General features: G+C 56.6%; 13 protein-coding genes and 1 tRNA gene. 6 read left to right on the plus strand and 8 right to left on the minus strand.

All coding sequences use genetic code 11. The features are described 5' to 3' along the window. The first annotated feature begins 177 nt into the window (after window positions 1–177). Complete coding sequence (locus IEW06_RS03490; protein WP_188547445.1) at window positions 178–1,260, plus strand: flavin-containing monooxygenase; 1,083 nt, start codon at window positions 178–180, stop codon at window positions 1,258–1,260. A 417-nt stretch (window positions 1,261–1,677) separates the two neighbouring features. On the opposite strand, the gene IEW06_RS03495 is transcribed toward IEW06_RS03490, so the two are convergent. After that, a complete protein-coding gene (locus IEW06_RS03495; protein ID WP_187733872.1) occupies window positions 1,678–2,055 on the minus strand; it encodes a T9SS type A sorting domain-containing protein in 378 nt (125 codons plus the stop codon). Between the two features lie 167 nt (window positions 2,056–2,222). Between IEW06_RS03495 and IEW06_RS03500 the strand changes: the two genes are divergently transcribed. The 3 genes from IEW06_RS03500 (at window position 2,223) to IEW06_RS03510 (ending at window position 5,364) form a co-directional block, all read left to right on the plus strand. Continuing rightward, a complete protein-coding gene (locus IEW06_RS03500; RefSeq protein ID WP_188547447.1) occupies window positions 2,223–3,332 on the plus strand; it encodes an NAD(P)/FAD-dependent oxidoreductase in 1,110 nt (369 codons plus the stop codon). Between the two features lie 153 nt (window positions 3,333–3,485). Next, window positions 3,486–4,604, plus strand: a complete 1,119-nt coding sequence (locus IEW06_RS03505) for a type III polyketide synthase (RefSeq protein WP_187733871.1) — start codon at window positions 3,486–3,488, stop codon at window positions 4,602–4,604. Between the two features lie 61 nt (window positions 4,605–4,665). Beyond that, on the plus strand, window positions 4,666–5,364 hold the full coding sequence (locus tag IEW06_RS03510; protein ID WP_223284834.1) for a methyltransferase domain-containing protein: 699 nt from the start codon (window positions 4,666–4,668) through the stop codon (window positions 5,362–5,364). Here IEW06_RS03510 and IEW06_RS03515 read toward each other — a convergent pair. Both IEW06_RS03515 and IEW06_RS03520 read right to left on the minus strand, forming a co-directional pair. Continuing rightward, complete coding sequence (locus IEW06_RS03515; RefSeq protein ID WP_188547449.1) at window positions 5,361–6,266, minus strand: histone deacetylase family protein; 906 nt, start codon at window positions 6,264–6,266, stop codon at window positions 5,361–5,363. The genes IEW06_RS03510 and IEW06_RS03515 overlap by 4 nt on opposite strands. 258 nt (window positions 6,267–6,524) lie before the next feature. Beyond that, window positions 6,525–6,599, minus strand: a tRNA-Val gene (locus IEW06_RS03520). A 198-nt stretch (window positions 6,600–6,797) separates the two neighbouring features. Between IEW06_RS03520 and IEW06_RS03525 the strand changes: the two genes are divergently transcribed. Next, the gene (locus tag IEW06_RS03525; RefSeq protein WP_187733870.1) at window positions 6,798–7,478 is read left to right on the plus strand and encodes a porin family protein; all 681 of its coding nucleotides are present in this window, start codon (window positions 6,798–6,800) and stop codon (window positions 7,476–7,478) included. Between the two features lie 75 nt (window positions 7,479–7,553). Further along, window positions 7,554–8,081 (plus strand): DUF6992 family protein, encoded by a 528-nt coding sequence (locus tag IEW06_RS03530; RefSeq protein WP_187733869.1) that lies wholly within the window; start codon window positions 7,554–7,556, stop codon window positions 8,079–8,081. A 204-nt stretch (window positions 8,082–8,285) separates the two neighbouring features. Here IEW06_RS03530 and IEW06_RS03535 read toward each other — a convergent pair whose 3' ends face one another. From IEW06_RS03535 to IEW06_RS03555, 5 genes are all read right to left on the minus strand, one after another. After that, window positions 8,286–8,855, minus strand: a complete 570-nt coding sequence (locus IEW06_RS03535) for a type 1 glutamine amidotransferase domain-containing protein (RefSeq protein ID WP_187733868.1) — start codon at window positions 8,853–8,855, stop codon at window positions 8,286–8,288. 96 nt (window positions 8,856–8,951) lie between these two features. Continuing rightward, window positions 8,952–9,485 carry an acyl-CoA thioesterase gene (locus tag IEW06_RS03540; RefSeq protein WP_187733867.1) on the minus strand — a complete coding sequence of 178 codons (534 nt, stop codon included), beginning with the start codon at window positions 9,483–9,485 and terminating at the stop codon, window positions 8,952–8,954. A 134-nt stretch (window positions 9,486–9,619) separates the two neighbouring features. Next, window positions 9,620–10,741, minus strand: a complete 1,122-nt coding sequence (locus tag IEW06_RS03545) for a DUF3616 domain-containing protein (protein WP_223284833.1) — start codon at window positions 10,739–10,741, stop codon at window positions 9,620–9,622. Between the two features lie 99 nt (window positions 10,742–10,840). Next, entirely contained in the window at window positions 10,841–11,956 is a 1,116-nt protein-coding gene (locus tag IEW06_RS03550) for an efflux RND transporter periplasmic adaptor subunit (RefSeq protein ID WP_187733866.1), read from the minus strand. A 43-nt stretch (window positions 11,957–11,999) separates the two neighbouring features. Beyond that, window positions 12,000–13,241 carry an ABC transporter permease gene (locus IEW06_RS03555; RefSeq protein ID WP_187733865.1) on the minus strand — a complete coding sequence of 414 codons (1,242 nt, stop codon included), beginning with the start codon at window positions 13,239–13,241 and terminating at the stop codon, window positions 12,000–12,002. Between the last annotated feature and the right edge of the window lie 36 nt (window positions 13,242–13,277).

The following is a 13,277-nucleotide window of genomic DNA, read 5'->3' on the forward strand; positions in this document are numbered from 1 at the left end:
AGGCCTTTCAAATTATTTCCGGAAGACTTTTCAGCCGATAAACTATGTGGCCTAGCCCTACCATCAGCTACCCCGCGGAATCGAGCACAAGAGCGGTTCCCTTCTGGGGGGCTTTTTTAGCGACCAGCAACAATAAATACATTTGGCTAGCTTTTCTACTTCCTGCAACACTCCTCTATGCCTTCTCCTGACGCTTTTTCGGTTGACACGCTTATTATCGGGGCAGGACAGGCCGGACTAGCGGCAGCTTATTATGTGCAGCGCCTGGGCGTATCGTTCGTGATTCTGGACGAGCGAGCGGCCGTGGGTGATGTCTGGGCGTCGCGATTTGAGGCATTGCGCTTATTCTCCCCAGCCTGGGCCAGCAGCTTGCCCGGCCTGGAGTGGCCGGGGGGCAAATTTCGCTATCCTACCAAAGATGAAGCGGCTGCTTACCTGAGCACGTATGCCGAGCACTTTCGCTTCCCGTTGCATCTGTCCCAGCGCGTCAGCAGCGTAACGCCAACTCCAAACGGCTATGCTGTCAGTACTGCGGCGGGCCGGCAGTATCAGTCGCGGCGGGTGGTGGTGTGTACGGGTGCTTACAATGCCCCACGTCAGCCCGAATTTGCCCCCCAGCTTCCTTCAAAGGTTGTTCAGCTTCACAGCCGCGACTACCAACGCCCGCAGCAGGTAGTGGGTACCGGGCCAGTGGCGGTAGTCGGCAGTGGCAACTCGGCTCTGCAAATTGCGGCCGATTTAGCCTCAACCGGTCGCCCCGTGTACGCCGCCTTCGACGAGCATACGCCGGCCATGCCCAACAATATGCTGATGTGGGCGATGCTCACCGCCACCAGACTGTTGTGGGCGTCGCGTCATTCGCCGGTAGGCGCGCACATGATGCGGCAGCCTGAGCCCGTGGTCAGCGGCGACCTGGCCCGACTGCGTACTTTCCCTAATGCTCGGTTCATCGGGCGGGCGCTGGGCGTAGAGCCGGGGGGCATTTTGCGCGGCCGCCACGCCAGCACGCCAGCCCTGGAGGCCGTGATATGGGCCACCGGCTTCGGACCCGATTTTAGCTGGATTGAAGCCTCCGTTTTCGACGCTGACGGCTACCCCAAACACTACCGTGGCCTGACGGCCGCGCCGGGCCTAGCCTTCCTCGGCTTGCCGTGGCTCAACAGTCGGGGATCGGCCCTGATGGGCGGCGTGGGTGCCGACGCTCGCTACGTTGTAGAGCAGCTGTTTAGAGCCCCGCCGCAGGATAAAGTGGCCGGGTAGTTACTATCTGTGCCTGTTGATGATGGAAAAGATCAAAAAGCACATAATTATGCTGAAACCTGATGCCGGGTTCTGAGGTTCAAGAGAGTACATTTACCAACCGGCCCTGTTGCGTTGGCGTGTTGACTCCGGTTTTATTTCTTTCTCGCCTTAAACTCCCACTCGTATGTCTTTCCTTCTTTTTGTGGGGTTGATGATTGCTACTGCCCTCATCGCCCTCAACACTCTGGATAACCTCAAGGCTATGCTGAAGCCCCAGCCGATTCGGATTCCGAATCGCTAGGTAGCGCTTGACTGCAAAGTCCTAAAAACGGTCCTTACTATTGCGTAAGGACCGTTTTTTTGCTTTTAGCTCATAAAAAAAGCAGCCCCCGATCCGGTGAGGCTGCTTTTCTTTTAAGCAATGAAGTAGTAAGGTTATCGGATTACCAGCTTACGCATTTCGCTGGCGTTATCCGATTCGAGCTTTACGTAGTAAAGGCCGCTGGCAAACCTGCTCAGGTCAAGAGTTTTGGTGAAGCGGCCATTAAATTCCGTCAATGATTCGCGGTAGATTACGGAGCCGATGACGTTCAGAATACGCAGCTCCGTTTTGCGGCCATTGAAACCGTTAATATCGATATGAACAATACCGGTGCTGGGGTTGGGGTACACCAATACATTTTTTTCATCCGCAGCCGGACGGCTGGCTGTAGCAGGACTAGCAGGCTGCGCATTGACAGCCGGTACGCCGGTGCACAGCGGGCCGAGCACCAAGGCGCAAAAACACAATAGTAATCGTAGAGTTTTCATCATATCAGACCGTTAGGCGATTGGCGCGTCGGTTAAATTCTTAACGTCAGACGCTCAATTTGGTTTGCAAAGGTAGCGCTTGAATTCCAACAAGATACATAAAATATAACTTATCTTCTATAAATAAAGGATTCACCCCTGTTTTTCACCATTTTATATTCAAAAAAAATTTGGAAGTTCTCATTATTGGTGGGGGTTTGGGGGGCCTTACAGCCGCTCTGGATTTGGCGGGCCGGGGGTACCACGTCACGGTGGTGGAGCGCAAGCATTACCCGTTCCACAAGGTTTGCGGCGAGTATGTGTCTAATGAGGTGCTGCCTTACCTGCGGCGGCTTGGCGTAGATCCAGCAGTGCTGGAGCCGGCCAACATTACGCAGTTCATGCTCAGCTCGCCGGCGGGCCGCACGCTCACCGCCCCGCTCGACCTGGGTGGATTTGGGGTGAGCCGCTATACACTGGATTATTTCCTGTATCAGCAAGCCGAGGCGCGCGGTGTAGAGTTTCACCAGGGAGCCACCGTCACGAATGTCACATTCAATGGCGACGAGCATCACGTAAGCCTAGCCGACGGCCGAATTCTACAGGCCCGCATTGTGCTGGGCGCGTACGGTAAGCGCGCCAACCTCGACCGCCAGCTGCAGCGTCCGTTTTTCACCAGGCGCTCACCGTATCTGGGCGTTAAATACCACGTGCGGCTCGACTTTCCGCGCAACCTGATTGCCCTGCACAACTTCGCCGATGGCTATGCTGGCATCTCGGCTATTGAAGAAGATAAATATTGCTTCTGCTACCTAACTACTCGCCAGAACCTGAAGGCCCACGGCACTATTGCGGCGATGGAAAAACAGGTATTAGCCCGGAATCCGCGGCTGGGGGGCATTTTTCGGGACGCTGAGTTCCTGTACCCGCAGCCGGAGGTTATCAACGAAATATCCTTCGCGCCCAAAAACTGCGTGGAAAACCACATTCTGATGTGTGGCGACGCGGCGGGCCTGATTACGCCGCTCTGTGGCAACGGCATGGCCATGGCTATTCACGGCGCTCAGATAGCCAGCGCACACATCCACGAGTTTCTGGTAGGCCGCACCACAAGGCCGAGCCTCGAAGCTGCTTATCAACGCGAGTGGCAAGCGCACTTTGGGGGGCGTTTGCGGGTGGGACGGGCCGTGCAGGGTCTGTTTGGAAAGCCTTTTTTGAGCGAAGCGGCGGTGGGCGGGTTGCGCTACTGGCCCGGAGCCGTGCGCGCCCTGATGCGGCAAACTCACGGTGAAGTATTTTGAGGCAGTTAGTACAGTCAGAAATCAGGTAGCGCCGGACGGAAAAACCTGATTGTCCGTCTCCTACGTAAGCATAATTATGCTCTTCGATAGAGCTCCTAATCAGGCAAAAACTTGCACCGGCACCGGGGCGGTAATTTGCGTATACTTCGCTTAATGAGCAGCTACCTATGTGCCATCGGCACGGCCAACCCTACCCATGTTATTCCGCAGCCCCAAATTGCCACCTTTATGGCCGAGGCCCTGCAACTCGACGACAATGAGGCGCGTAAGCTGCGTGCGCTCTACCGCGTCACGGGTATTGGCCAGCGCTACTCTGTTTTGGCTGATTATAGCCGGTCCAACGGCGAGTTCGATTTCTTTCCTAACACTCCTGACCTAGAGCCTTTTCCGTCGGTGGGGCAACGTATGGCGGTATACCGTGAGTGTGCGTTGCCTTTGTCGGTGCGGGCGGCGCAGGACTGCCTGCGGCAGGTGCCCGAGGTGACGCTGGCTAGCATCACGCACTTGATTACGGTGAGCTGCACGGGTATGTACGCGCCGGGCCTTGATCTGGAGCTGGTGCAGAAGCTGGGGCTGCGGCCCAATGTGCAGCGTACCTGCGTCAATTTTATGGGTTGCTACGCGGCGTTCAATGCGCTGAAGCTGGCCGATGCTTTCTGTAAAGCCGATGCCGGCGCCAACGTGCTTATTGTGAGCACGGAGCTCTGCACCATTCACTTTCAGAAAAACCAGGAGGAAGACCACCTGGTGTCCAACGCCTTGTTCGGCGACGGGTCGGCGGCGGCGCTGGTGCGGGCCGTGCCGGCAGCCACAGGCGCCAGTCTGGAGCTGGCGGCTTTTCACTGCGGCATTGAGCCTAACGGCCACGCCGATATGGCCTGGCACATCAACGATTTCGGCTTCGAGATGACACTTTCGTCGTATGTGCCGCGCCTCATCCAAAAAGGCATCCGGGAGCTGACTGACGGCTTGCTCGAAAACCTGCCCGTTCAACTGCCCGACATTCAGCACTTTGCCATTCATCCGGGCGGGCGCAAGATTCTGGAAACCATTGAGCAGGAGCTTGGCCTGACCACCCACGACAACCGCTTCGCGTACCAGGTATTGCGCGACTACGGCAACATGTCGTCGGCCACGGTGCTTTTTGTGTTGCACGAGCTGCTACAGTCGCTGACCGCACCCGACCGAGACGCGCCGGTGCTGAGCTTCGCCTTCGGGCCGGGCCTCACGCTGGAGGCGATGCTGCTGAAGGTAGCTTTTGGCGACAATTAATTTCACCAAATATCTCTGCGTCAAGCACCTCGTTTATTACTTAAAAAAGCCCCCCAGACGCATGAATCTTCGCCAGCGTGCCACCGAGCCCGAACTCATGGACGATCTGACTCTGGCCTCCGATGCGTTGCGGCAGAATCTGGATGAGCTGGAATTCATCAATACCCACCTGGGCGGCTATGCAGTGGTAACGGATGCCTTGGCTCGCCTGCGCGCCAAAATGCCCCCCAGACGCCCGCTGCGCCTCGCCGACCTGGGCAGCGGCGGCGGCGACACCCTGCGCTACATTGCCCGCTGGGCCAAGCGCCAGCACATTCCCGTAGAGCTGGTTGGCATTGATGCTAACCCGTTTATGCTGAGCTACGCCACTGAAAAAAGCCAGGCTTATCCCGAAATCAGCTTCCTACAACAGGACATATTTGCCCCGGAGTTTCGGGCCCAGCATTTCGACGTGATTACCTGCAGCTTGTTTTGCCACCATTTCACCGATGCTGAATTGGCCGGCTTGCTGCGCCAACTGCGTCAACAGGCCAGCGTGGCGGTGATTATCAATGACTTGCATCGGCACCCGGTGGCGTACCACAGCATTAAGTGGCTTACACGCTTGTTTCGGGGCTCCTATTTGGTGCGAAATGATGCGCCTTTGTCGGTAGCGCGGGCTTTTACTAAATCTGACTGGCAGCGCATTCTTCAGCAGGCTGACATTGAGAAATATGAGCTAAGCTGGCGCTGGGCCTTCCGGTGGCAGGTAATTATCTAGAAATACAGCTCCTGCATGATCCGAAACGTATTGGCGTGCGCCTCTACGATGTCGGCGATGCGCTCGGAGTAGCCGCCACCCATGCACACTACTACCGGTAGCTGGTGGCGGTGGCAAAGTTCTAGCACAAACTCGTCGCGCTGGCGGCAACCTTCACGGGTAAGGGCAAGGTGGCCGAGCTTATCAGTAGCCAGCACATCGACGCCGGCCAGATAAAACACAAAGTCGGGCTGCACCTCGTCTAGCAGGCGAGGCATTGTATCGGCGAGCAGCTTCAGGTAGGTGGCGTCGTCGGTTTGGTCGGGCAAGGGCAAATCGAGGTCCGACTGCTCTTTGCGGTGCGGGTAGTTGCGGGCGCCGTGCATGCTGAAGGTAAATACCCGCGGCTTATGTTGAAAAATAGCCGCCGTGCCATTGCCCTGATGCACATCCAGATCCACAATCAGGACTTTCTGCACGGCTGGCTCATTGGCTAATAGATAGTTGGCTGCTGCGGCCTGGTCGTTAAGCAAACAGAAACCCTCACCCCGATCGGCGAAAGCGTGGTGGGTGCCACCGGCAATGTTAGCTGCTATGCCGTGCTGCAAAGCCCGCCGCGCGCATTCAATCGTGCCGCCCAGAATCGTGACTTCGCGGGCTATCAGCTGCTCCGACCACGGAAAACCCGTTGCCCGCTCTTCCTGACGCGTGAGCTGGCCAAGCCGCAGACGCCGGTAATAATCGGCCGTATGCGTGCGCAGAATTTCGGCTGCCGAAGGGGGCTGGGGGGCAAATAAGTTGGCTTCCGTAATTGTATCCTCGCGCAGGAGTTGCTCGGGTAGCAGCTCGTACTTCAGCATGGGAAAACGGTGGCCATCAGGCAGCGGGTGGGCATAAAGCGGCGCCCAGGCAATAGAAAGCATGTAATGGGTTAGTAGTATGAAACTCGTCCGTCATGCAGAGGCGGAGCCGAAGCATCTCGCGTGCAACAGTATTGTCATGCTGACGAAGGAAGCATCTCTCCCGCTTCGTTGAGTTACCATTACAACGACTGCACGCGAGATGCTTCGCGTTGCTCTGCATGACGGCCTAGCCTACCACTTAGTAATGCAAAGGCAGCCCGTTTGTTAGCACTTGGGCACAAAAAAGCCCCGCTACACGTAGCGGGGCTCGGCTTTAAGTGGGGCATACTGGGCTCGAACCAGTGACCCCTACCTTGTCGAGGTAGTGCTCTGAACCAACTGAGCTAATACCCCAAAGCCAACTGGCGGCGGCCGGAAAGGGCCAAATATACACGCCTCAGGCATTGCTGCTACTCAGGGGAGCCACATTTTTTTTAACCTCCGCGAAGCTTGCGCGTAACGTGCTATAGAAACCTACAACCCAGTCCGTCTCACCTTAGTCCTATCACTAGCTGGCAGCAGGTTTTCTCCCCTTCTTACCCATTTTGTCTTATGAAAAAATTACTCCTCCTCTTCATCTTTTGCGCCGCCGCTTTTTCCGCTTCCGCCCAGGATGGCCCCATCGGCGTGCGTTCCTCCACCGACTACGGCTTTGGCAGCAGCGACTCGCGCAACAACGGATTCGGGATTAAAGCCGGCTTCAACCTGGCCGACTTGCGCGGTCAGGACAAAGACGCTTATCAGGACCTCGAAAGCCTTAAGTCTTACCACGCCGGCGTGTATGCGCAGTTTGCCCTCAACAACAAATTCTCCATTCAGCCGGAGTTCTTGTTTTCGCGCAAAGGCTTTGATGCCCAAGCGTTTGACTTGGTAACTGGCCAACCCGCCGGCAGCAAAGAGCAAACCCGCCTCGACTATCTGCAAGTGCCGGTGCTGCTCGTTTATAACATCGTCGACAACGTCAGCCTGCACGTTGGCCCGCAGGTTTCACTGCTCGTAAATGCCAAGTACGCCGGGCGCGAGCGCAGCATTTCGGATGTTGGCCTCAACAGCCTGGAGTACGGCGTGGTAGGCGGCGTAGAAGCCCGCATTGGGCCGGCTCGCCTCGGCGCCCGCTATGACCTTGGCTTGGCCGACATCTACAACGACCCGCAAGATGCCGGTGCTGATGCTTACGATAACGTGAAAAACGGCGTGTTCCAGGTGTACCTCGGAATCGGCATTTCTAACTAATTCGCCCCTATCATGCTTTTCAAAAAGGAAGCCCATTGGGCTTCCTTTTTTTGTGTCATTTTCTTACCGTTTGCTATGCCGTTGGCCACCCTGCTTCTTGCCCTTCCCGATCCTACCGACGCTTTGCCCCTGCTCAACCGGAGCCGGGAGCTGCTGGCCGAGCGCGGCATGGGCGTGCTCGGCGCATGGGCCCTGCTGAACCTGGTGGTGAGCGGCTACTTGGTGGCTCGCACCGATAAGCGCACGGAGGCGCACTACTTCCATCAGATGAACGTGGGCTGGAACCTGGTAAACGTGGCGCTAGCCGTATTTGGCATCCTGAGTGCCCACCCCAACCAGGTTGCCGGTATGACGTTGGCCGACAGCTTAACGGCACAATTCAACTTCGAGAAAATCCTGCTGTTCAACGCCGGCCTCGACGTAGCTTACATAGCCACAGGCAGTTGGCTCCGGGCCCGCGCCGCCTCCACCGACCGCCGCCCCGAGCGCCTCCTTGGCTTCGGCCGCTCGTTGTGGGTGCAGGGGGCTTTTTTACTGGTGTTTGATGTGTGCTTCTACTTCCTGTACCATCAGTTCGCCGCCGATTTGCTACGCCTTCTGTAGAAACGCGTATTGGCTTTGCCGACCTTCGGTTCGCGTCTAATCGTTGCTGAGGTTGTTTATGCGAATTATGCGAACGGCACGATACCCATCGTTCAACGGCGACACGCGAATCCGCGTCTCTACATTCCAAATCACAGCGTAAGAAAAAAGCCCCCCAGACAGTATCTGGGGGGCTTTTTTACTAATTATCTAACTGGCATCCGGCTAGCGCGTGGCGTGTACGCCTTCCAGAATTTCCTCTACAATCTTTTTATTGAAGGCAGGAATATCATTGGGGTTGCGGCTGGTGATGAGGCCTTTATCTACCACCACTTCGCTGTCTTCCCAAAGGGCACCGGCGTTCTTCAGGTCAGTTTTGATGCTGGGGTAGCTGGTTACTTTTTTGCCGCGTAGCAGGCCCGTTTCTACCAGTACCCAGGGGCCGTGGCAGATGGCGGCCACTACTTTACCCGAGTGCATAAACTCCGTCACGAAGTCCACTACTTTTTGCTCTACACGCAGCTTGTCGGGGTTGATTTGCCCCCCAGGCAACACCAGCGCATCATAATCCTCTACGCGGGCATCGCCGATGAGCTTGTCTACGCTCACCTTGTCGCCCCAATCGTCTTTGTCCCAGCCCTTGATAGAACCGCTCTTCAGCGAAATAACGTGGGTTTCGGCACCCTCATTCTCCAGATATTTCTTCGGCTGTTCCAACTCCGACTGCTCGAAACCGTCGGTGGCGACGATGGCTATTTTCTTTCCTTTTAGTTTATCACTTCCAAATAATGACATGACTTCTAGCTTTTTAGAGTACACACTACACAAACAAAAAACCGGACCCCGCAGGGCGGTTCCGGTTTAGGTTTAACGCAAAGCAAGCTGAACAGGTTACTCCGTGCTTTCCTTTTCGCCCCGCTCGCGCTTGAGCTGCTTGCGCACGTAGCGCACCCGCTCATCGAAGCCATCGGGGTCGTATTCTACGTCTTCAATATCTAAGGCATCGAGCATGTCCATCATAGCGTCGGCGTGGTCGGTGCGGGTAGCGGTGCGCACGTTCACGAAGGCCATTTCTGACCAGAGCAGCGCTTTCAGGCGGGTGCCATCCTGGCTCAGCATCTGCATTTCAACCACCAGATTGGAGTTGTCGAAATGAATAAGCTGGCTTCGAATGAGCACTTGTTCGCCGTGGTTGGCGGGGCGCAGATAGGCAATATGGTGCTTGGTAATCACCCATCCGGCCTGCGACTCGCGGGCCAGCTCGCCCAGGTTCAGGGAGTAGTGCTGGGTGGTATGCTCCTCGCGGGCATTCAGAAAATAGTCGAGGTAGCGGGCATTATTGAGGTGGCCCAGCATATCGCAATCCTGAAAATGAATGCGGTGCGTGGTTTCGGGCGTACGAATTAAGGGCGCATCAGAGGCCATAGGCGGGATGAGTATTTTTTCTTTAGAACGTCATGCAGAGCGGTAGCGAAGCATCTCGCTCGCGCCGTTAGATTACTACTCCTTTGTCAGCACGCGAGATGCTTCGCTGCCGCTCTGCATGACCAACCAATAAATTAACTGGCTGATGTTAAGGGCAGCAGAAAGGAGTCGGCTACCACTTGGTGGGGGGCTTTTTTGCGCGCTTCCGTGGGGCTGTCAAACACGATGAGTACGTGCTTATCGTCGAGTATGGCCATGCCCTCAGCTTTATCCTGGCCCGAGGTAGGCCCGTGGCCGTGCGGCACATCGAAGAGGCGATGGATCTTGTCGGGGCCGATGAGGCTGTCCTGGGGCTGCACAAGCGCGTTGGGCCAGCGGTACACCGCGATGGTGCCGTCAAGGTCCATAGTGGGGCCGGCCAGCATCAGAATATCGGGGCCGAGCTGGCGCAGCTCACGCAGCCCCATCCCACCCAGCGCCAGGAAATGCTTTTTGTAATAGACCTGCTCAGCGCCGTCTAGCTTATCCAGGCGCAGGCGGCCCTTTTTATCTTCTATCGGCAACAGCTCCAGCACAATAGCCCAGCCCCGAAGCACCGGCCCCCGTAGTCCCACAAACAAGCGGCCATCGGGTGCCGCCGCCAAACCTTCAATATCAAACCCGTTGTCTTTGCCCGGAATCTTAATAAATGGCTTCAGGTGCGGGTCGTCCGACAGGAAGTCGAACAGTTCATTGGCATTGGTGTCGCTGTTGCTGTGCAGCTGCGAAACAGTCAGCATTTTGGTAGAGTCAGTGGGGTGCGGCGCTTCTTTGTGCAACTCATAGTCGCCGGTTTCGGGGTTCAATACCAGCGGAATACGCGCCAGCAAGTACCGGTTCGGCTCTTCTTCGATCTTGGCCAAACGCGCTATCTGCTTAGCCGTGTCTGTGTCTTTGTGGTTGGGCTTTTTCCGCTTCAGGCTATGCGAGCCGATCAGCCAGAGGTAGTTATCTGCCTCACCCATGCCCTCAATGTCAATCTCCTCATCGTCATCCGAAGGCAGGTCGAGCAGGTCGGTAAGCTCATAAGAGCAATGCTCGCCAAACTCGTGGGGCCCAATGAGGCGCAGGCGCTCGATAGTGGTGCGCTCGTCGCAGCTCAGCCAGAGGTTGTCGCCGGTGCGCAACACCGTGGAGAGGCCGTCGCGCACGTGCTTTTTATCAGCATTAAGGCTGAGCTTCGGATTGAAATGCAGGGTGTAGGATTGGCGGCGCACAGCTAGGGGAAGTAAGTAATGGTGTGCAAACGGCGCCACCGAGGTAAGAGTTTTACCCTGGTGGCGCCGTTTGCATACCAGTCAATGCCTACCGGCGCCTTACGACTTTTTCTTCTCGTCCTCGGCTGGCGGGCCTAGCACTTTCACTTTATCCTCTTTGCTCAGGCCCGACACGATTTCGACGTTGATGCCATCCGACAAGCCTGTCTTGATCATGCGCTTCTGGAACTGCTGGGGGGCTTTTTCGATCTCCACAAACACGCTGTCCTTGTTCACCTTACCAAACTGCAGCAGGCTTTCGCGAATAGCCAGCACGTCGTCGCGGCGGCCCAGCACGATGTCGCCGTTGGCCGAATAATTAGCCCGCAGAAACTGCCCCGGCTTGAGGTTCAGGCGGGCGCGCACCTGAAACTTGATGGCGCCTTCTTCCAGCACGCCTTTGGGGGCAATGTATTCAAGCGTGGCCGGAAACGCCTGGTTTTCCAGCGCCCCGATGGTCAGGTTAAGGTCCATGCCTTCGCGCACTTTGCCCACTTCACTCTCGTCGATTTTGCCCTCAAACACGAGGCTTTTCATGTCGGCCACGGAGGCGATGGTGGTGCCTTCGTTGAAGTTATTGCGCTCCACCACCGATGCACCCACTTTAATCGGCACATCCAGCAGCAGTCCGGTGATGGTAGAACGAACCAGATTCAGCGAGCCGCCGGTGTTGCGGGACGCGCCGCGCTGAGCAATCTGGAGGTTGCTCTCGGCCGCGTCCAGGGCCTGCTGCTTGGCCCGATAATCATTTAGGAAGCGCAGGTATTCCTGCTGGGCAATTACCTTTTGATCATAGAGCCTTTGCTGCCGGTCCAGCTCCATTTTGCTGGTTTCCAAGGCAATGCGCGCGGCCTGAATGCCGGTTTTGGCGCTGTTGACGCTGGCGGCGTTGGCCACGGTGCGAATGCGGGCAATGAGCTGACCTTCCTTCACGGGCTGGCCCGCCTCCACATACAGCTCCTCCACAATCCCCGATACCTGGGGCTTAATCAGCACTTCCCGTCGTGGCACAATGCTGCCCGTAGCCACTGTTTTCTTCACAATGTCAGCGACAAACGGCTGCTCCGTTTTGTACACGATAGGGTCCACGTTGGCCTGGCGGTAGAAGTAGTAGCCCAGCCAGCCGAAACCAGCCAACAGCAGTAACACTAGGAGAGCAAGGATGAAACGTTTCATGGGTAGTAGATTGAATTAAGTATTCTGGGGGGCAATTTCTGCCTTACTCATCTTTTAAAGCTACTACCGGCTGCACGCGGGCAGCAATGGTAGCGGGTACAAGTCCGGCCAGGGCACCAGCCGAAACCAGCAGCCCGATAGCCGTAAGGGCGACGCCGACATCTACCTGAGGATTAGCAAAAAAGCTCATCTGCTCACCCGCAATCAGGTTATTGATGCCAGCCATCAGCGCGGTGCCGGCCAGCAGCCCCACCATACCAGCCACGGCCGTCAGCACGATGCTTTCTTGCACAATCAGGCTCACGATGCTGAAGGGCGTGGCGCCCAAGGCCTTACGAATCCCGATTTCCTTGGTGCGCTCCTTTACCACAATCAGCATGATGTTGCTCACACCGATAATGCCCGCCAAAATGGTCCCGATGCTTACTAGCCAGCTAAAGCCCGAAATGCCCGTAAACAGGCCCTGCACGCGGGCGTATTCCTCCTCCACATTGGCCGAGCCGAAAGCGCGGTCGTCGGTGGGCGCTACTTTGTGCTGACGTCGGAGCACCTCCTTCACCTTGGTTTCCACAACGGCTGCCGGAATGCCGGGCTTCGGGATAAAGGCGAAGTAGTCGACCTTATTTACCTGGTTGAAAGCAATTTGCAGAGTAGTCAGCGGCACGAAGATGGTCTGCGCATTCTGCTGGGCTTCCTCGGGCCGGCCGGTACCTTTGAACACGCCCACCACCCGGAAGTAGATGCCCTTGATATTGATATACTTACCCATAGGGTCAGCGCCCATAAAGAGCACATCTACCACGCGGTTGCCGATAATGGCCACCTTGCGCCGCTCCCGGATATCCATTTCATTCACGAAGCGTCCCCGCTCCAAATCCAAAGCCTGAATAGCGGGGTAGCCAGGGTACTCGCCCTTCACCGTAAATGCCCCACTTTTGGGCGGCACCTGCACCGTAAACGTGCCATGCAGCTCGCAGCGCGGCAATATGAAAGCGGCCTCCGGCACCTGGCGCTCAATGGCCCGCACGTCGTCGTTGGTGAGTTGGATAAACCGGCCCGCTTTCAGGCCCATGTGGGGTACGCTGGTGCGCTGGGTCCAAACGAAAACGGCGTTTTTGGCTACATCGAACTCCTGCTCTACCCCATTACGGAAGCCTTTGCCTGCGCCCAACAGTACTACCAGCATGAAAATACCCCAGAACACGCCAAACGCCGTCAGCCCCGTGCGCAGCTTGTGCCGCCGTACGGTGCTCCAGATTTCGCTCCATTTATCTAGGTCAAACATGGGAGTTAAGAATAAGGCAGTGTTGAAGCCAGAGGG

The organism is Hymenobacter qilianensis, assembly GCF_014638675.1.
Taxonomy (GTDB): Bacteria; Bacteroidota; Bacteroidia; order Cytophagales; family Hymenobacteraceae; genus Hymenobacter; species Hymenobacter qilianensis.